Source organism: Flavobacterium gawalongense, assembly GCF_007097265.1.
Classification (GTDB): Bacteria; Bacteroidota; Bacteroidia; order Flavobacteriales; family Flavobacteriaceae; genus Flavobacterium; species Flavobacterium gawalongense.
This window is the reverse complement of record NZ_VJZP01000030.1, coordinates 1-20,496: the sequence shown is the minus strand read 5'-3', so window position 1 is coordinate 20,496 and position 20,496 is coordinate 1. Positions and strand designations below refer to the sequence as shown.

Below are 20,496 nucleotides of genomic sequence, written 5' to 3'. Positions count from 1 at the left end.
ATGCGTTTTTTAACGAAAACGTTATTAATTTATTAAAAAAAGAGATTCTAACTACTTTTAAACATTGATAGTTTACGAACTATCCAAATTAACTTAACAACAAGTATGTTTGAATTTAAAAAAAATTAAATTATCATGAAATTTTAAAAACAGTTACACTCAATGGAGGCAAAAGCAATTCAGTTGAATAATCTCTTCCGTCATAAGGTAAGGCTTCAATTGTTAATTTTTTAGGGTTGGAAACCCCGCTTCCCCCATAATTTGCAGCATCACTATTAAAAATCTCTGTCAATTTACCTTTCCTTGGTAAACCAATACGATAATTCGGACGAACAACTTGAGTGAAATTGCAAACTACAATAACATCATCTTTTTGATTGTTTCCTTTTCGAATGAAAGACATCACCGCATTTTGATGATCCGAATAATTAATCCATTCAAATCCTTCTGGACTAAATTGTTTTTCATGCAAAGCAGGTTGCGTTTTGTACAATGCATTCAAATCAGTAATCAGTTTTTTCACCCCTTCATGGTATGGATATTGCAATAAATGCCAATCTAAACTTCCTTCAAAATTCCACTCACTACTTTGTCCAAATTCACTCCCCATAAACAACAATTTGGTTCCGGGATGTGTAAACATATAGCCGTACAACAATCTTAAATTTGCAAATTTTTGCCATTCATCGCCAGGCATCCTTCCTGCAATTGATTTTTTCCCATACACTACTTCATCATGGGAAAGCGGCAACATGAAATTTTCGGAAAAGGTATAGGTCATTGAAAAAGTCAAATCATTTTGATGGTATTTTCTATATACCGTATCTTTTTGAAAATATTCTAAAGTATCGTGCATCCAGCCCATCATCCATTTCATCCCAAACCCTAAACCACCAACAGATGTTGGTCTTGAAACCATAGGAAAAGAAGTACTTTCCTCTGCAATGGTTTGCACTCCTTCATAATTCAAATAGACCGCTTCATTAAATTCCTTTAAGAAACTTATGGTATCAAGATTTTCTCTGCCTCCGTAAATATTTGGCTCCCATTCCCCTTCATTTCTGGAATAATCCAAATACAACATGGAAGCAACGGCATCAACACGCAAAGCGTCAGCATGATAATGATGCAACCAAAATAAAGCATTACTTATTAAAAAGGAACGAACTTCATTTCGCCCATAATTAAAAACTAAACTTTTCCAATCCGGATGATATCCTTTTCTGCGATCAGGATGCTCAAAAAGGTTTGAACCATCAAAAAATCCTAAACCATGTGCGTCATCTGGAAAATGAGATGGAACCCAGTCCAGAATTACTCCAATTCCCGCTTCATGCAATTTATCAACCAAAATCATAAAATCTTGCGGTTTTCCAAAACGGGAAGTCGGTGCAAAATAGCCTACTAATTGATACCCCCAGGAAGGATCGTAAGGATACTCCATTATGGGCATAAACTCAACGTGGGTAAAGCCCGTTTCTTTCACATAATTCACTAAATCTTCGGCAAATTCTAGATAAGTCAAAAATCGATTTTCTTCGGCATGACGCTTCCATGAACCTAAATGCACTTCATAAACGGAATAGGGCTTGTCTAAACCATTATGATTTTGACGGGTTTCCATCCAGTTATTGTCTTTCCATTTATAATCTAAATCCCAGACTACTGAAGCAGTATATGGTGGTTTTTCACAGTAAAAAGCAAAAGGATCTGCTTTTTCAGTGATAATTCCACCGTTATTAGATTGTATTTTATATTTATAGGTAGCTCCTTTTTTAATATTTGGAATAAATCCTTCCCAAATACCTGATGAATCCCAACGTACTTTCAACAGATGTTCGCCTTGTGTCCAGAAATTGAAATCTCCAACCACAGAAACCGAATGCGCGGTTGGGGCCCAAACGGCAAAATAAACCCCATCTACTCCATCAACCGTTATAAGATGTGCACCTAGTTTTTCGTAGAGTCGGAAATGTTTCCCAGCTTTAAATAAATCAATATCAAAATCAGTAAAAAGGGAATGCGAGATAACTTTACTCATATAACAATTGTATAATTCTATTTTTATAAAAAGAACAGAATATTAGTTTAAGAAAAAACAGTTTTTAAATTTACTTAATGATATAATTGTCAGGTATAACTGCTCCTTTTTTGATAACAACAATTCCGTCTTTAATGGCATATAATTCATTAGAAAAATCTTCTAAATGACTGCCTCCATTGATGTAAACATCATTACCAATTCTGCAATTTTTATCTACAAGAGCATTCTTTATAAAACATCTTTCTCCAATGCCTATCAATTGTTTATTATTTTTAATGTCTTCATTCATATCATCAATATTCTGATAGAAATCATTCCCCATCACATAACAATTTTGAATTATGGTACCTTCACCAATTCTAGATCGAATACCAATCACGGAATGGTTTATTTCTTTGGCATTCAAAATACAACCTTCAGAAATTAATGATCTGTCAACCGTTGTTTTCTGGAATTTAGATGGTGGTAACAATCTTGGTCTAGTGTAAATTTTATTGTCGTTATCAAATAAATTAAACTTAGGCAAGTCTTCTGTTAATCCAATATTAGCTTCAAAAAAGGAATCTATATTACCAATGTCAGTCCAATACCCTTCATATTGGTAACTCAATATCTTTTTCTTCCCAACAGCTTGTGGAATAATTTCTTTACCAAAATCTTTAGTTTCCTTATTGGACATTATATCTACCAACAATTTTTTGTTGAATATGTAGATTCCCATCGAAGCCAAATAATGTTTTCCTTCACTCTTCATTTGCTCGCTCACATCAGATTCCCAATCTGGCAACAACTCTTTTGCAGGTTTCTCAATGAAAGATTCAATACAACTTTCGGAGTTTGTTTTTAATATTCCAAATTCAGGAGCATCTTTTGCATTTACCGGTAAGGTAGCAATCGTAATATCAGCTTCTTTTCTAATATGCTCCTCCAGCATATCGTTAAAATCCATTTGATACAACTGATCTCCCGAAAGTATTAATGCATAATCAAAATCATGGTTTAAGAAATGAGGCATACACTGTCTTACAGCATCTGCAGTTCCTTGAAACCAAGTCGGATTATCAGGAGTTTGTTCCGCAGCAAGAATATCAACAAATGCATGGCTAAAAATACTAAAGTTATACGTGTTTTTAATATGTGCATTTAAAGAAGCTGAGTTGAATTGCGTCAAAACAAACATTCTATAAATATCTGAATTCATACAATTTGAAATAGGAATATCGACCAATCTATATTTACCTCCTATCGGCACAGCTGGTTTAGATCTTGTTTCTGTCAATGGGTATAATCTGGATCCTTGTCCACCACCTAAAATAATTGCAATAACATTTTTCTTTTTAGCTTTCATTTCTTCTTAATTATTAAATTGTACATTTCTATATATTCCTGACAGACTCTTTCCCAGGAATGATCCGTGCTCATTCCTATTTTTCTGATTTTATTTAAATGTTTTTTATCGTCATATAAATCGACTGCTCTTTGAATCGAATAACAAACATCTCCTACTGTTGCCTGATCATGACAAATTCCATTTCCATCATCTCCAAAATCAATAACCGTATCTTTTAATCCTCCTGTCCTTCTTACAATAGGAATTGTTCCATATCGCAACGAATACATTTGATTTAAGCCACATGGTTCCACTCTAGAAGGCATTAATAGAAAATCAGAGCCCGCGTAAATTAAATGAGCTAATTCTTCATTATACCCTATAAAAGTATTGTAATTACCTTTATAATCCGCCAATAAACTATTCAGTTGATTTTCAATAATTGGATTTCCCGATCCTAGAATTAAAATATTAATTTGGTTATAATTTTCAGATAATGCCAGTGCTGCAGCATGCGGTAATAAATCGCCTCCTTTTTCTTCTAATAATCTTCCAATAAAACTAAAAAGTGGTTTTCTTGGATCTAAATTGAACAGATTACATAATTTTTCTTTGTTTTCCTGTTTTCCTTTTTCGAAATTTTTAATCGAATAGTTCTTTTCCAACATATTATCTTTGGCCGGATCCCAAACTTCGATATCAATTCCATTCAAAATTCCTCTGGATTTATATCGTACCAGATTAAACAAGGATTCTAATCCATTAGCCGAATAATTGATTTCATTCAAATAATTAGGAGAAACTGTCGTCACTGCCCAAGCGCACTTAATTCCTACAGCGAGCGAATTGATACTATTATCCCATTCTAAAACATTCACATGAGCCAAATCAAACTCCGGTAAATAATGTAATTTATCAAATCCAAACTGCCCTTGATACAAACCATTATGAATGGTAATCATAGAAGGTGTATTTTGCAATTTTTTGTATTTATGACAATACAACATCATAAAAGGGATTAAACCTGTATGATGATCATGACAATTGATAACATCCGGAACTTCGTTTCTTCCTATTATCCAATCTAAAGAAGCAATTTGGAAAGATAAAAATCGTTCAATATCATCCTGATAACCATAAACTTCTTTTCGATCAAATAATTCTGGAATTTCAATTAAATACAATTCAAATCCTAACTTATCCGTTTTTTCTTTGAGAACGTTAAAAGGGAAATGAAAACTTCCTAACTTTACATGACCCCAATGTACACATTCAAACTCATTTTCGTTTTTGAACTTTGAATCATAACAAGGAATCACAACTCTTACATGATGTCCTGCATTATTTTGATATTTTGGTAACGCCCCTACAACATCGGCTAAACCTCCTACTTTTGCTACGGGGTAACATTCTGCACTGATATGAAATATTTCCATTTATGAAATTTTGTTGTTTTTCCGTTAATTCTAATACTATTCAATTAATTTTTTAACAATTCTAAATATTTATTATTCCAGTATTTATGTTAATCCCAATAAAAACTTTGTAAAAAATATTACTTTTATGTTTTTCTAAATTTAGTAAAAAAACTATAACATAATAACTCGCTTGAAAATTTATTGAAATGACAAAAAAAACTTCTATTCATACACAATCATTGAAAATTCCTAAGATTATCTTATTAACAAGTAAATTAATCTCGTTTATTTCGCCAAAATTAATAACATTATTTATTGCTAAACTCTTTACTACGCCCATAAAACATAAAATTCCAAAAAGAGAATTAGAAATGGACCGTAATAGTGTCCAAAAATTAATCAAAATTCCGGCAATTGACAAAGAGGTCGTTTTATATCAATATGGTAAAAGTGAAAAGAAAATTTTATTAGTTCACGGCTGGTCAGGACGCGGAACACAGTTATTCAAAATAGCTGACGAATTACTAAAAACAGAATATTCCACCGTAAGTTTTGATGCACCCGCACACGGAAAATCACCCGGAAAAACGTCCATTATGTCCGACTTTATTGCTACAATTTTAGAAATTGACAAACAATTTGGTCCATTTGAAGCCGCAGTTGGCCACTCATTAGGTGGAATGTCCGTTTTGAATGCTATAAAAAAAGGATTAAAAGTAAATCATGCCGTAGTTATTGGCAGTGGCGATATCGTGCAAGATATCATGGATGATTTTGTGGCAAAATTAAAATTGAAACCAAGTATAAGCACGCGTTTGCGTTTGTATTTTGAAAAAAAATATAAAGAAGATATGAACAGTTATTCTGCTTATTTAGCCGCAAAAGAGACTACTATTCCTGTCTTAGTTATCCATGATAATAATGATCCCGAAGTTCCGGTAACAGCAGCAATGCACATTCATAAATACCTAAAAAATGGAGAGTTACTCCTAACCGATGGATTAGGGCATAGAAAAATTCTTGGTAACCATAAAGTAATTGAAAAAACAGTTCAATTTATTCAAAACAAATAACTGTTTTACAACGTTATGCAAAAAACTTAAAAACATGAAATATCCTATCGAAAAAACAGAACTAGAATGGAAAGAACAATTGGGTGAAGAGCGCTACCGAATTCTTCGTCAAAAAGGAACCGAATATCCTCATACCGGAACCTATAACCTACATTACGAAAAAGGAACGTATTGCTGTGGTGCCTGCGGAGAACCTTTATTCGAAAGCAACTCCAAATTTGATGCGCATTGTGGTTGGCCTTCTTTTGATGAATCGATTCCTGGAAAAGTACAATATATTTCGGATGTCACATATGGAATGAAACGTACTGAAATCCTTTGTGCCAATTGTGGCAGCCACCTCGGACATGTATTTGACGATGGACCTACCAAAACTGGACAACGCTATTGTGTGAATTCTTTATCAGTAGATTTTAAAGAGTAATAAACGACAATGGGTATCGTCTCTGCGACTTTGCGAGATATAAATGACAAATCATCAAAAGTGAGAAACAATAAGTCAGATAATTTTAAAGAAAAATAATGCCATGGATTTATTTGAAACCTCAAATGATTGGGCTAAAAAATTAGAACCAATTTTAACAAAGTATAAAGGACGAAAACATCCGTTAGATTACCACAATTTATACCAGCTTTTGGTTATGGTTGTTTTATCTGCACAAGATTCTGATGCTCATATCAATAAAATTGCTCCTGCTTTATTTGAAGTATACCCAAATATGAAAAGTTTGTCTGTTTCGAATGTAGATGCATTAATCCCTTATATCTCCAATGTCAGGAACTTTGGAACCAAAGCCAACTGGTTGTTGGAAATCGCTCAAACCATCAAAAAAGACGAGAATATTCCGCTTACTATGGAGGATTTAGTTGCCCTGAAAGGTATTGGACGAAAATCAGCGAATGTGATCATGCGGGAAGCAAAAGTTCCCGCAAAAGGAATTATTGCCGATTTACATGTTATTAGAGTAGCGCCCAGAATTGGATTAATTACCGAAGCCAAAGACGGAATTAAAGCCGAAAAACAACTCATGCAAGTACTCCCAAGAGAAATTTGGGGAGAAATCGGGATGGCAATTTCGTTTCTGGGAAGAGAAATTTGTCGTCCGACACCCCAATGCCCGGAATGTCCGATTAATGCGGTTTGTGAGTATTATAAAAAGTTATTGAAGGAAGGTTTGGATTTATAAAAAATGGTTTGACTTTAGAATTGAAAAGTCAAACCATTTTATATTTATATACTTTTAAGAAACAATAGCTGTTTGTTTTTACATATTAGGTTTTGACCCTTTTGACCCTAATTTATCCCTCCACATAAAACCGAAACACGGATCAATATACATCCACAAGTTTACTTCAACGAAGCAATAATCACCCTAAAACTATCCAGACTAGCCTCAATATTCTCCACGATTTCCAACGCCAAAACATCGGGATCGGGTAAATTATCCAAATCCGCCAAGGATTTGTCTTTTAACCAAGTGATGTCTAAACTCGTTTTATCTCTGGCAATGATTTCATCGTAAGAGAACTTTCTCCAACGTCCTTCGGGATTGGTTGCTGCATTGTAGGTTTCAGTACGTTTGTTTCTATTTTCAGGGTTGTAAAGAGCAATAAAATCTTTTAAATCTTTTAGTTTTAATGGATTCTTTTTTAGCGTATGATGAATATTGGTTCTGTAATCATACACCCAGGTTTCTTTTGTCCAAACGTCCTTACTTGACGGTTTTCCATCAAAAAACAATACGTTTGCTTTTACACCATTGGCATAGAAAATCCCTGTTGGCAAACGCAATATGGTGTGCAAATCGGTGGTTTCCAATAGTTTTTTACGTACCGTTTCACCCACTCCGCCTTCAAATAAAACATTATCAGGCAACACCACTGCTGCCATTCCTGTTGTTTTGAGCATCGTGCGAATGTGTTGCACAAAGTTCAACTGTTTGTTGCTCGTAGTTACCCAAAAATCCTGACGGTTATAAGTCAAATCTTCTTTCTCTTGTTCGCCGTCTTGATTGGTAAAGGTCATACTACTTTTTTTACCAAAAGGCGGATTGGCTAAAATATAATCATAGCGCGTACCTGAATCCGTAATCAAGGAATCATTGGGCGAAATAAAATTATCGGAATCAATATCGCCAATATTATGCAAGAACAAATTCATCAGTGCCAAACGTCTGGTACTGGCTACAATCTCGTTTCCGAAAAACGTTTCGTATTTCAGGAATTGTTTAGCTTCTTTGTCTAAATCACGATTGTCCACAATCCAATCGTACGCCGCCAAGAAAAATCCTCCTGTACCACAAGCCGGATCCGCTATGGTTTTTAACGGTTCAGGACGCAAGCATTCGACCATTGCTTTGATTAATGGACGTGGCGTGAAGTACTGACCTGCACCACTTTTAGTGTCTTCGGCATTTTTCTCCAATAAGCCTTCATAAATATCGCCTTTGTCTTTTACGCCCATCAAAATCCAATTCTCGGCATTAATGAGCGCAATCAATTTATATAACTTGGCTGGGTCTTGTATCTTGTTTTGGCTCTTGACAAAGATTTGCCCCAAGATGCCTTTTTCTTTGGCCAACTCACGCAACATGATGTTATAATGTGACTCTAACTCAGTACCACTTTTGGTAGTCAAGGTTTCCCAAGCATACTCCGCAGGAATTGGCATTTCTCTGTTGTGGGGAGGCTTGCTGTATTCGTCTGCCATTTTCAGGAAAAGCAAATAGGTCAATTGCTCCAAGTAGTCGCCATAGCCCACGCCATCGTCTCTAAGGGTTTGACAAAATGCCCATACTTTGGAAACTATACTTGAAGTGTTTGCTGAATTATCTTTGCTCATTTTTACTTTTTTCTTTCTTTATACACGCCGTCTCTTTCTTTATCAAAACTGCCTCCTTCATAACCACATTCTCCCATTCGAGGGGAATTCACCACATCCATACTGGCATAATCGTCAAAATCTTCACAGGTTTTAGCATGCTTTTTGGCACAGGTATTACAAAAATAGGAATCGCCCTCCCACAAGCATACCGAACATAATACAGTCGCTGCTTTTTTATTGCAGACAGAACACATAATCTTTAAGGGTTCATTTCTTGACAGCAAAACAATGTCATCATCATCAAAGTCTAAATCATATACTTTTACGCTTTTTATAAATGTTCTGGTAGTTGTACCGTAATCATAGTCGTGGGAGACTTTGGTTTTAGGTGTTAATACATTACCAACAATATCATCCATCTCGATTTCTTCTCCTCTTTTGATGTGAAAACCACTGTCATGACCACAACACTCTAACCAAATATCTCTTAGGAAATTGTCGATTTCTTCCATCTCACAAGTACTTCTCACCAGTAGCTGCAAAAACATAACATCTGCTTCAACCACTATGTGATTGAAGCCATTTGTTTTTTTTCCTTTATCTTCCTTTTCCTTTATTTTCAAATGAGTCGCCAAATGCTTGCCGATGTCTTTTTGAGAAAAGTATTCATTGCAAAAAATACAATGTCCTTCTGATTGTAATTCCATATTATAATCTGTTATTTTAAAATTCAATAATACGTGTCCTTCCTACGGAACTTTTTGCTCGTTTTGTTTTTAATATCAACGGATTAAAATCCGTTGCTACAACATTGGTCATCCCAACGGGATTTATTCATTACGTCTCAGAGCCATCGGCTCGACCCATTTTGTAAGGCTGGACTTCAGTCCAGTTGACACAACAAAACGCCACCGTCATAGAGAGCCGTAGGCTCGGTACATATTATACAAGTTTGCCCTCAAACGCCTTTTTCAATATACTCTGTCTCAATGCCTCGGCTTGGAATAAACTTTGACTGATGCTTTCCTCCATTTTATCGGCAACGCTCAAACGGCTTTCGATTTCTTGGACGATGCGGTGTTGTTCTTCGATTGATGGAAGCGGAATTTCAAATTCTCTCATTGATTTAAGAGAAACATTTTTTATTGTACTTCCAGTTGCAACTTTAATGGAATAATTTGTAAATCTTTGACTAGTAAAAATGTATCTAATATAGTGTTTATCAATATCTTCTTTTACATTAAAATAACAAGCACTTTTCCCAAGGATTACAGGTTCATTATTATAGAAAGCTGTATAACCTAGTGAACCATTTATAGAGACAAAAATGGTTTTATCATTTAATTGTTTTTTATATTTTTCAAATTCAATTTTGGAAACTTTTTTTGTATTCTCTTTAATTTCTATTTTGCCATCGGTTAAGTTATTACCATTAATAAAATAGTAATCACCATCAGGATCATATTTTGGAGTTCCGTGTAAACCATCACCCAAAAGAGTTGTTATATTTTTTACATTTGTCCATTTCCATCCCTTCGGTAATTCTCCTTCCTTAACCTTTTTATTTGTCAACTTCCCTTCAAAAGCATATTTCAACACGCTTTGTCTATAGGTTTTGAGTTGCAGTTGTGCGGTTTTTAAATCTTCAATGCCTTTGTCTAACTCGCTAAATAGTTCTTCTATTTTGGAGACAATTGCTTGTTGAATATTTGGTGGAGCCAAAGGAATACTAATAGTTTCAAAATTTCCTTTATTTACTATAGAAACGGTTGTTCCAGTAGCTAGTTTTCCTAATTGATTTCTAAAAGTTGGTGATTGTGCTTGGTAAAAGATATATTTTCCGTCAATCTTTTCATTTTCAAGTATTGCATTTATTTGCTGATTGAATGCAGCTTCTTTCATTACAAAACCTGTTCTTCCAAGATTACCAATACAAGTAACTAATACAGTGTTTCGAGGTACAATTCTAGCTTTAGTAGCTCCTTTTGAAGAAAGCATTTCTTCTGTTTCACCAATTAAACCATCCCATAAATGAGGTGGTTTAAAAAAGGGTATATCCTTTCCATAATTAGTCATATCAGATTTTGGGGGTGTTGTACCTGTAATAACTTCACAAACTTCTTTGAGTTTAACCCATTTCCAATCTTTTGGTAATTTATTCTTTTGTGTCATTAAAGGCAAATTATTAATAATTTTGAGTTGTAGTCAAATTAGATATTGCTGTAAAATAGCGTGTTTTTATATGATTTATTCTTATCAAATAAAAACTAATCCATTTTCTCAAATTTTGTTCTTGATGTTCCTCTGTAAGCAAAAGGCGTTTTGTTTTTTTTGATTATTTTCTTAATGTCTTCCCATTCCGAAATTAATTTTTTAACTAAATCCCAATAAGAAAATCCACCATTTGAAGGGGGATTAAGAAATAAAATACCAACGCCACTTTCTATATATAACTCGCGTTGGTGTTTTTGGGATTGTATTCTAAAATCTTGAGTGATTACAATACCGTTTTCAGCACCAACTATTGGTATCCAATCTTCATCTTGTGCTCCTTGTCCAAATACATCTTTGATAGAAAGTACTTCTATATCGAAACCATCTTTTGCGTTTTGAGGTTGTTGCAAAGTATGTAAACCATGAGCCAATTGGCTTGGCATATTTTCATCAATATAGATTTTGTATTTTTTTACCATTAAGCTGCATTTTTATGAAAAGCTATGGCATCTTTAACCGACTTTAATGGAATTTCATAAATAGAAGCAATAAAATTCATGGGTTCTTTGGCAAGATACATTCTGTAAATAGCTTCCGATTGAATACTTGTGCCATCTAATATAGGTTGTCCAAACTTTCTATGCGGATCACAAACTACTTTATGGCTTTTGCCCATTGGCCAAAAACGAGAAGCTAACATATCATTATCAAAATCTAAATTCTTAAAAAACATTTTGATAATGTCTAAATTGAATTGCTTGCTTCCATCAAGAGTTATATTTACATCATTTATTTTAAAATATACTTTTAAACCATCAGTTGAGATATGGTCTAATACTTCTTTTTTTGCAAAAGGGAAATTGGTCTTAAAATGCTCTCCTAGTTCTTTGTGTGCTTTTAAAACTGCTTTAGTTTTTACTCCGGCTAATGTAAATTGCATCATTACATAAAACTCAATGAGTGTATGAAAACCAACAGCACGAGTATTTCCAACAGACCAAGAATATTGTTGTTCATAACATTTTCCCAGTTCACCATCCCAATATTGAGTAATCCAGTTTCTAACTTTAGGGTATGGCACACGAAGAATCTGCGCAATTTCTTGCGTAGTAAAAACTCCATTGCCAAGTTGTAAATGATTTTCGAACATTTCTAAATTTAAAGTTGATACAAAATTATGCTTTTTTATGCAGCCAATACCTCATTTAATTCATTAATAATCGCATCGGTGTCTTCACCAAACAACTGCCACATTTTACTCAATCCGCCTTCGGCATTGAAAGGGCTTAAATCAAAATCGTCTCGATCTATATGAAAACTGTTGGCTACATAGTCTTTCATCATACGTAACCATTGCATTTGGGGTTCGGTAAACTTTAGAGTTCCTGCTTGTTTCTTGAATACCCAATCTTGGAAATTCTTGTCTACGGTTTTATCATAAGCCGTGAGCGTAGTATCAATGCCGCTTACTCTTCGAATCAATGAAACTAAGGCAATCAATTCATTTTTGGCAGAACCGTTTGTTTTTTCCAATTGCTCGTAGGCACGCCAAACGGCTAATGGAGCTAACAAAGGTTTTTCAGTTTTGAGTTTTTCACACAAATCTTTAATCATTTTGTACGAGAACTCCCTATGGCGATAATCTTGAGCATAGAAAATCTGCAAAGCAGTAATTTCGTCTTTATTGCTTTCTATCCAAGTTTTGAAATCCGTTGTTGTTGTATTGGCTGCTGCATCTTGGTCTTTTACCCAGCCTATGTTGGTAATCATATCAATGTTTACGACATCAATAATCTGGTCGTATTTCTTGCGAATGTCCACAATAAAATCACGTAAGTCAGGATTGTGAAAAACGGCAACAGCATCTTCAATTAACTGTTGTTTTCCTTTTTCGATTGCGGCTTCAATTTCAATAGGCGCTTGTCCTCTTAAATTAGATTTCACTCCTAATTCCACTTTTTCAATGGAATCCGGGTCGTGTGCATTCAACAATTGTTTCACTATATGATTGATGGTAAAACCATTGGCTTGTTCAGCAAATTTGAGTTTGTCTTTTTCCGAAAGTTGGCGTTCCAAACGAATCAAACGATTGGCAAGCGTAGTTAACATATCCTCCGAAGTATTTCCCATGGCAATGTTTTGCAACACGTCTTTTAGGGAAACTCCCGGTGCTTTTTCTAACGGTCGGCTATCGGTTTTTTGAGAATTCTCGACACCAATAGCATCAATAATCACAAAATGGTCTTTACTGTATTTAGCCGAAGGGGTTCCTTTGGCTTTCAATTCCTCCACGGAACAAGTTCGCGTGCCACGACCTTTCATTTGTTCGTAATAAGAACGGCTTTTTACATCGCGCATAAACAACAATACTTCGAGCGGACGAATATCAGTTCCTGTGGCAATCATGTCAACCGTTACAGCAATACGAGGGTAATAATCGTTTCGGAATTGTTGCAAAACCGATTTGGGATCTTCTAGACTTTTATAGGTTATCTTTTTACAGAATTTATTTTCTTCTCCAAATTCCTCACGCACGATTTCGATAATGTCTTCGGCATGGGAATCGGTTTTAGCAAATATGAGCATTTTCGGCACTTCAAATCCATCAGCATAAGCATCAACCAAAATTTCACTACTCCCAATTTCGGTTTCGTCTCCCTCTCCTTTGGAGATGGTCGGGGTGAAGAACCTATCCGGGAACATAGCCGGCAGGTTTTCTTTCACCGCTTTGATAATCGTTCGTATGGTACTTGGATTTACAATGTCTTTGTCTAATTGTTTACCGCTATAGACTTCATCTTCATCAATGGCTTCCCAAAATCTTTTTCGGGTAAGTCGTTCTCGCTTGTCCACTTTTTCACCTATGTTTATGACGCTTCCTTCTTTGGTGATTTTAGTTTCTACCGTAAATACATTATACGGAACCAAAACACCATCAATGACGGCTTTTTCATACCCATAATCGCAAACCAGATTTTGGTTAAAATAACCAAAGGTTCTATTATCTGGAGTAGCCGTCAACCCAATTTGAAACACATCAAAATAATCTAATACTTGTTTCCACAAGTTGTAAATACTGCGATGGCATTCGTCAATAACCACAAAATCAAAGAACTCAATCGGCACTTTTTAATTATACCCGACAGGAACAGGTTCTTTAGGTTCAAAGCGTAGTTCATTTGGGTTTTCCTCTTCAGCACTTTCGTCCAATTCCGTTTCTTTCAAAATGGAATACATTCGTTGGATGGTGCTAATATACACTTGACTGTCATTAGGAATAAACGAACTACTCAAACGAGTTACGCCATACAATTCGGTAAACAAACAGTTATCCTCACTGGCAGTATAGGAACGGAATTCACCTTCAGCTTGTTCTCCCAAGTTTTTCGTATCTACCAAAAAAAGAATCCGTTTGGCTTTGGAATATTTCAACAAACGATAAATAAAAGAAATCGCTGTGAAAGTTTTACCTGAACCAGTAGCCATTTGAATCAAGGCTTTCGGGCGTTGGTCTTTGAATGATTTTTCTAAATTGGTAATGGCTGTAATTTGGCAATCCCGTAAACCATCAACTGGCAGCATCGGGATGTCGTACAAGCGAGCACGCAAGGTTTTAGATTCTTTCGACCATTGCAAGAAAGTTTCTGGACGATGAAAAGTAAAAACGTTTCGAGAGCGGGGTTTTGGATCTCTGTAATCGGTAAAACGAGTGATTTCTCCCGTGCTTTCATATACAAAAGGCAATGGGTCGTTATTTAATAAACGGAGTTTGGCGTTAGCATATTGAGAAGATTGCTCTTCAACTGAAGTTAAATGAATCCCTTCTTCTTCGCGTTTGGCTTCAATGATACCAACGGCTTTTTTATCTACAAACAAAACGTAATCCGCTGGACCAATATCGGTTTGGTACTCCCTGATAGCAACTCCCAAACCAGCCGCAAGATTTGTTTTTTTCTTATCCTGAATAATCCACCCACAATCAACTAATTGTTTGTCAATGTTATCTCGCGAAATTTGTTCTGGGTTTTGGTTAAGCATGAACTAAGTCAGAATGTAATTATGTTAAAGGTATAAAAATTAGTGAACACACTATTACAAATTTTGAGAGCTAAAATACAATTAAAAAGTAATTCCTACAATTTATAAAACCTATTATAAAACAAAAAACCCTGATTCGCTAGAAACAGGGTTTTTCAAAAGAAAGGCGACGACATACTCTCCCACATAACTGCAGTACCATCTGCAGGGGCAATTACTTACAATTCTGAATCCGTAATCGCAATACTTTAATGATAGCTACATAATTATTCAACTTTTTCATAAAAAAAATAAAATCTTTAATTCTTCCTAAATTTTATAGATTTGTTATGAAAGTAATCTGAATTTCTTAAATCAAGTGTTTGTAAATTTTAGAAAGGATTTGATTGATTTAAAAATATAACGAAAACTAAAAACTATATTTATAAAGATTTTATTAATTCCAAAATAAATATCCAAATGAATAAACTTGAAATTATTGATTATATAAAACAGCATCCATCCGGCAAGGTAAAACTGGCTATCGTCGATATTGACGGTGTTTTGAGAGGGAAATATATTTCTGCCGAAAAATTCAGTACCATTTGCGAAAGCGATTTTGGTTACTGCGATGTCATTTTTGGTTGGGATATGGCCGATGTTGCTTATGACAACGGCACTTATACAGGATGGCATAGCGGTTATCCTGATGCTAAAGTAAGACTTGATTTCAACACTTTTAGGAAAATTCCTTGGGAAAATGATGTTCCTTTTTTAATGGGTGAATTTATCAAAAATGACGGAAGTCCACTTGAAATTTGCCCAAGACAATTATTAAAAAAAATAGAATCACAAGCTAATCAAGCGGGATTCACGCCTTTTGTTTCCCAAGAATTCGAATGGTTCAATTTTGCTGAAACACCTGAATCAGCTGCAGCCAAAAATTTCCAAAACCTTACTCCACTCACACCGGGAATGTTTGGTTATTCGATTTTGAGAACTTCATTAAAGAATGATTATTTCACGGATTTGTTCGATTTACTGACGAAATTTGATATTCCTGTAGAAGGACTTCATACCGAAACCGGTCCAGGAACTTATGAAGTTGCCATTCAATACGGAACAACGATTTTGTCAGGCGACAGAGCAACTTTGTTTAAAACTGCTGTAAAAGAAATTGCCTATAAACACGGAGTTATGGCAACTTTTATGGCAAAAATTTCAGAAAATTTGCCTGGTTGCGGAGGCCATATTCATCAAAGTATTTGGAATGCCGATGCTAGCAAAAATCTGTTTTTCGACGAAAAAGATCCAAACAAGATGAGTGATCTGATGCGCAGTTACATAGCAGGACAATTGCTTTGTTTACCAGAAATATTGCCAATGATTGCCCCAACAATAAACTCCTACAAACGATTAGTCGAAGGAGCTTGGGCGCCAACAACCCTTACTTGGGGAGTTGATAATCGCACCGTGGCGTTGAGATCATTGCCTGCAGGTTCAAAATCCTGCCGACTGGAAACCAGAATCGTTGGTGCCGACACCAATCCTCACTTGGCAATAGCCGCTTGTCTGGCTGCCGGTTTGTATGGTATAAAAAACAACTTACAATTGAAACAACCCCGAACTCTCGCAAACGGATACACCGACGAAAGCAACGGACGCCTTTCTAAAAATTTGATTGACAGCACCTTGAAAATGCGTGATTCAAAAATTGCCAATGAACTTTTTGGCGATACCTTTGTAAAACATTTTACGGAAACAAGAGAATGGGAATGGCGCCAATTTGCTAAAGTTGTTACTGACTGGGAAATGAAAAGATATTTCGAGATAATATAATGTCTTCTTAAAACTGGAGTAATGAAAATACAAAATCTTAAATTATAAAAGCATAACAATGATTTCACAATTTAATTTTCCAACGACGATACGTTTTGGAGCTGGAGTAATAAAAGAACTACCCGAATATTTGAAGAAAAATGGTTTCAAAAAACCATTATTGGTAACAGATCCAAATGTCTTTGCCTTGCCTTTCTTCAAGACAATAGTTGCAGATTTGCAAAATGCAGGTTTTGAACCGGAAGTATTTTATGACATTCATAAAAACCCTGTAAAATCAGACGTTTACAAAGGTGGCGATGGGTATGATAATGCCAAATGTGATTGCATTATTGGCATTGGTGGCGGTGCTGCCTTAGACGTGGCAAGAGCCATTGCCTTGCGAATCAATCACCGGGAAGACCTATTTAAATACGACGATTTAATAGGCGGAGATGTGTATATTACCAATGACGTGCCAACGCTTATCACCATTCCTACCACAGCCGGAACCGGAAGTGAAGTGGGTCGAAGCGCTATTATTTCGGACGATGAAACACACCAAAAAAAGATATTGTTTTCGCCAAAACTGTTGGCGGCAATCGTTTTTGCCGATCCAATGCTCACGATGGAATTGCCGGCATTTATAACGGCAGCCACCGGAATGGACGCTTTGACGCATAATATGGAAGCATTTTTGGCGAAAAATTACCATCCTATTTGTGATGGAATTGCACTTGAAGGAATACGATTAATCAGCGAATCCTTGGAAAAAGCCACCAACAATCCCGATATGGAATCTCGTTCTAAAATGTTGTTGGGCTCGATGATGGGCGCCATCGCTTTCCAGAAGGGGCTTGGTGTGGTGCACTCTTTGGCACACCCACTTTCTTCTTTGTTGGACACACACCACGGATTGGCAAATGCCGTGAATATTCCTTATGGAATGCGTTTCAATATTGCAGGAAACGAGGATAAGTTCAAAAGAATTGCCCAAACCTTGGAACTAAAAGAACATACCGGCGAAGCTGTTGTACAATATCTGTTTGACTTGAATACCAAAATAAATATTCCGCATAAATTAAGTGCTATCGGAGTGAAATTAGAACATATTGAAACTCTTGCTGATTTAGCAATTGAAGATTTTGCACACCCAAATAATCCAAAACCGGTAAGCAGGGAAGATTTCAAAAAACTGTATTTAGAAGCACTTTAAAAATGAAAATTGGAGTAACATTTTCCGAAACAAATTATCACAATTATCCTCGCTGGATAAAAGGAAATGATGAAAACATCGACATCGTTGAACTGTCGTATGAAAAAAATAATTTGCAAGATGTCGCCAATTGCGATGCGGTCGTGTTTACTGGCGGTATCGATATGGAACCCAACGAAAAGGTAGATTATGCAAATGCACCTGAAACATTCAATACAAAACGGGATACATTTGAAATGGAGGTTTTGGCAAAAGCCTTGAAATCACATAAACCAATCTTGGGAATTTGTAGAGGTTTGCAATTAATCAATGTTTACAAAGGTGGAACTTTGCATTTAGATAATGGCGAAAGCAAAAACGAAATTCATAAAAAAGGAACAGAAGACAAAAAACACCAAGTTCAAGTAGAGAAAAACTCCTTCTTTTATTCGATTGTGAAAGAGGAAACTGGGGAAGTTAACAGTTCACATCATCAATCCATTGAAAAATTGGGAACTGATTTAAAAGCAGTCGCGCATTCCGAAGATGGAGTTATAGAAGTTATAGAATCTACAAATCCAGAGGAACAATTTCTTTTGGCGGTGCAATGGCATCCAGAAAGAATGAGTGATTTAGAAAGTCCTTTCAGCAAAAACATACGAAAAGCTTTAATAGAAAAAATATGCAATTAGAAATAATAAATCCTGCAAACGGAAAGGAAATAGCAAAAATAAACCAAGATAATAAAGCAAGTTTGTCTGAAAAATTTAATGATTTAAAGAAAGGACAACTCGATTGGCAAGCCAAAACAGTAGAACAAAGACGGAAAATCATAATGATATTCCACGATTTGTTGGAAAAAAATATAGAAACCCTAGCTGAAATTTTAACGTCTGAAGTTGGCAAACCCACACAACAATCCAGAAACGAAATCAATGGCGCAAGAGCCAGAATTTCCTGGCTTTGCAGCAATGCGGGAAAATATTTGGCTGACGAATATATGGTGGAACAAGAAGGAATGGGAGAGAAAATTGCCTATGAACCTCTTGGAGTTATTTGCAATATATCGGCTTGGAATTATCCTTATTTAGTGGGAATCAACGTGATTGTACCTGCGCTACTTGCTGGAAATACAGTATTGTATAAACCATCGGAATTTTCCTCTTTAACGGGATTAGAAATCCAAAAACTGCTTTTGGAAGCTGGCGTTCCCGCTAATGTTTTCGAAATTGCCATTGGAAAAGGAAACATAGGAGCAGCATTATTGGAAATGGCTTTTGACGGCTATTTCTTTACCGGTTCTTATAAAACGGGACAATATATTTATAAAAAAGTGGCTCCGAAAATGGTTCCTTGCCAAATAGAACTTGGCGGAAAAGATCCTCTTTACGTAACCAACGATGTCGAAGATCTGAAAAATATTGCAATTGGCACTGCTGATGGCGCCTTTTACAACAACGGGCAAAGTTGTTGCTCGGTAGAACGCATTTATGTCCAAGAAAAAAATTATGATGCGTATGTACAGGCTTTTGTTGAAGAAGTAAAATCTTGGAAAGCGGGTTTACCAACAGAAGAAGGGGTATATTTAGGAGCATTAACAAGACCCGAACAAATTGAAATCTTGGAAAACCAAGTGAAAGATGCCTTGGAAAAAGGAGCAAAATTGGAATGTGGCGGAAAACGAATCAACAAACCCGGCAACTATTTTGAACCAACGGTTTTGTCTAATGTCACTAACGATATGCTCGTGATGCAGGAAGAATCTTTTGGACCAATTATCGGGATTATGAAAGTCCAAGATGATGAGCAAGCCATTCATTTGATGAATGACACTGATTATGGACTGACAGCTTCGGTGTATTCTGTATCACAAAAACGCGCCGAAGCAATTCTTTCAAAAGTAAATTCAGGAACGGGTTATTGGAATTGTTGTGATAGGGTTTCTGCAGCGTTGCCTTGGTCTGGACGAAAACATTCCGGTTTTGGCGCTACACTTTCACACGCGGGAATTCGGGCTTTTACCAAACCCAAAGCCTATCATTTAAGAGGAGACTGGAAGAAATAAATTTGATTTAGGATTGATCCCAGGTTTTGGGATTTATGCATAATTTTTATCGCTCCACAGGTTTTAGGATTGATCCATTGATCCCGAAAAATCCAAAATCAATTATAAAACAAAAAACCCCATTCCGATAGGAACAGGGTTTTTCAAAAGAAAGGCGACGACATACTCTCCCACATAACTGCAGTACCATCTGCGCAGGCGGGCTTAACTACTCTGTTCGGGATGGGAAGAGGTGAGCCCCGCCGCAATAACCACCTTAAGAGGTTATAATTGCTTTGGGCAATTATCCATAATTAACAATTCATAATTATAGTAATATCTTAACATACTGAGATAAAGAAAAAAGTATTATTAGAAAGTTTCTTCCCCCCACACTTGCGTGTAGTCACCCCCTGCTTCGCAGGGGGCTGGGGGGAGGATTGTACATAAGCTTACGGGTTATTAGTACTACTCGACTATGACATTACTGCCTTTACATCTATAGCCTATCAACGTAGT

Annotated in this window: 16 protein-coding genes, 1 rRNA gene and 1 pseudogene; 7 read left to right on the top strand and 11 right to left on the bottom strand. The window is 35.8% G+C overall.

The window, feature by feature from the left end:
- Window positions 1-133 precede the first annotated feature (133 nt).
- The 3 genes from glgB to FNW38_RS14060 all read right to left on the bottom strand — a co-directional run bounded on the left by glgB (window position 134) and on the right by FNW38_RS14060 (window position 4,810).
- A complete protein-coding gene (gene glgB / locus FNW38_RS14070) occupies window positions 134-2,041 on the bottom strand; it encodes a 1,4-alpha-glucan branching protein GlgB (protein ID WP_143388406.1) in 1,908 nt (635 codons plus the stop codon).
- A gap of 70 nt (window positions 2,042-2,111) precedes the next feature.
- Window positions 2,112-3,392 (bottom strand): glucose-1-phosphate adenylyltransferase, encoded by a 1,281-nt coding sequence (locus FNW38_RS14065; protein WP_143388405.1) that lies wholly within the window; start codon window positions 3,390-3,392, stop codon window positions 2,112-2,114.
- Window positions 3,389-4,810 carry a glycogen synthase gene (locus FNW38_RS14060; RefSeq protein ID WP_143388404.1) on the bottom strand — a complete coding sequence of 474 codons (1,422 nt, stop codon included), beginning with the start codon at window positions 4,808-4,810 and terminating at the stop codon, window positions 3,389-3,391. Before FNW38_RS14060 ends, FNW38_RS14065 begins: the two co-directional genes overlap by 4 nt.
- Before the next feature lie 188 nt (window positions 4,811-4,998).
- Here FNW38_RS14060 and FNW38_RS14055 point away from each other — a divergent pair, with 188 nt between their 5' ends.
- The 3 genes from FNW38_RS14055 (at window position 4,999) to FNW38_RS14045 (ending at window position 7,052) form a co-directional block, all read left to right on the top strand.
- Window positions 4,999-5,865 carry an alpha/beta fold hydrolase gene (locus FNW38_RS14055; protein WP_143388403.1) on the top strand — a complete coding sequence of 289 codons (867 nt, stop codon included), beginning with the start codon at window positions 4,999-5,001 and terminating at the stop codon, window positions 5,863-5,865.
- Window positions 5,866-5,899: 34 nt separating this feature from the next.
- Complete coding sequence (msrB, locus tag FNW38_RS14050) at window positions 5,900-6,289, top strand: peptide-methionine (R)-S-oxide reductase MsrB (protein WP_143388402.1); 390 nt, start codon at window positions 5,900-5,902, stop codon at window positions 6,287-6,289.
- A 103-nt stretch (window positions 6,290-6,392) separates the two neighbouring features.
- A complete protein-coding gene (locus tag FNW38_RS14045) occupies window positions 6,393-7,052 on the top strand; it encodes an endonuclease III domain-containing protein (protein WP_143388401.1) in 660 nt (219 codons plus the stop codon).
- A 161-nt stretch (window positions 7,053-7,213) separates the two neighbouring features.
- On the opposite strand, the gene FNW38_RS14040 is transcribed toward FNW38_RS14045, so the two are convergent.
- The 7 genes and pseudogenes from FNW38_RS14040 to FNW38_RS17800 form a co-directional block, all read right to left on the bottom strand.
- Window positions 7,214-8,707: a class I SAM-dependent DNA methyltransferase gene (locus FNW38_RS14040; protein WP_143388400.1), complete on the bottom strand. Its 1,494-nt coding sequence runs from the start codon at window positions 8,705-8,707 to the stop codon at window positions 7,214-7,216.
- Between the two features lie 2 nt (window positions 8,708-8,709).
- The gene (locus FNW38_RS14035) at window positions 8,710-9,396 is read right to left on the bottom strand and encodes a hypothetical protein (RefSeq protein ID WP_143388399.1); all 687 of its coding nucleotides are present in this window, start codon (window positions 9,394-9,396) and stop codon (window positions 8,710-8,712) included.
- Between the two features lie 235 nt (window positions 9,397-9,631).
- Window positions 9,632-10,861, bottom strand: coding sequence for a restriction endonuclease subunit S (locus tag FNW38_RS14030; RefSeq protein WP_143388398.1), 1,230 nt, complete (start codon window positions 10,859-10,861; stop codon window positions 9,632-9,634).
- Window positions 10,862-10,956: 95 nt separating this feature from the next.
- A complete protein-coding gene (locus FNW38_RS14025) occupies window positions 10,957-11,382 on the bottom strand; it encodes a PIN-like domain-containing protein (RefSeq protein ID WP_143388397.1) in 426 nt (141 codons plus the stop codon).
- Complete coding sequence (locus tag FNW38_RS14020; RefSeq protein WP_143388396.1) at window positions 11,382-12,053, bottom strand: DUF433 domain-containing protein; 672 nt, start codon at window positions 12,051-12,053, stop codon at window positions 11,382-11,384. The genes FNW38_RS14025 and FNW38_RS14020 overlap by 1 nt, the downstream gene beginning before the upstream one ends.
- 35 nt (window positions 12,054-12,088) lie before the next feature.
- Window positions 12,089-13,033: a type I restriction-modification enzyme R subunit C-terminal domain-containing protein gene (locus FNW38_RS18010; RefSeq protein ID WP_394344770.1), complete on the bottom strand. Its 945-nt coding sequence runs from the start codon at window positions 13,031-13,033 to the stop codon at window positions 12,089-12,091.
- Window positions 13,034-13,216: 183 nt separating this feature from the next.
- Window positions 13,217-14,941 (bottom strand): annotated as a pseudogene (locus tag FNW38_RS17800) (type I restriction endonuclease subunit R); the annotation flags it as partial.
- Between the two features lie 459 nt (window positions 14,942-15,400).
- Between FNW38_RS17800 and FNW38_RS14010 the strand changes: the two are divergent.
- The 4 genes from FNW38_RS14010 to FNW38_RS13995 are packed head-to-tail and all read left to right on the top strand — an operon-like array spanning window position 15,401 to window position 19,998.
- The gene (locus FNW38_RS14010) at window positions 15,401-16,759 is read left to right on the top strand and encodes a glutamine synthetase family protein (protein ID WP_143388395.1); all 1,359 of its coding nucleotides are present in this window, start codon (window positions 15,401-15,403) and stop codon (window positions 16,757-16,759) included.
- 58 nt (window positions 16,760-16,817) lie between these two features.
- A complete protein-coding gene (locus tag FNW38_RS14005) occupies window positions 16,818-17,954 on the top strand; it encodes an iron-containing alcohol dehydrogenase (protein ID WP_143388394.1) in 1,137 nt (378 codons plus the stop codon).
- A 2-nt stretch (window positions 17,955-17,956) separates the two neighbouring features.
- Window positions 17,957-18,625, top strand: a complete 669-nt coding sequence (locus FNW38_RS14000; protein WP_143388393.1) for a gamma-glutamyl-gamma-aminobutyrate hydrolase family protein — start codon at window positions 17,957-17,959, stop codon at window positions 18,623-18,625.
- Window positions 18,616-19,998 (top strand): aldehyde dehydrogenase family protein, encoded by a 1,383-nt coding sequence (locus FNW38_RS13995; protein WP_144064971.1) that lies wholly within the window; start codon window positions 18,616-18,618, stop codon window positions 19,996-19,998. The genes FNW38_RS14000 and FNW38_RS13995 overlap by 10 nt, the downstream gene beginning before the upstream one ends.
- A gap of 149 nt (window positions 19,999-20,147) precedes the next feature.
- On the opposite strand, the gene rrf is transcribed toward FNW38_RS13995, so the two are convergent.
- A 5S ribosomal RNA gene (rrf, locus tag FNW38_RS13990) occupies window positions 20,148-20,257 on the bottom strand.
- Between the last annotated feature and the right edge of the window lie 239 nt (window positions 20,258-20,496).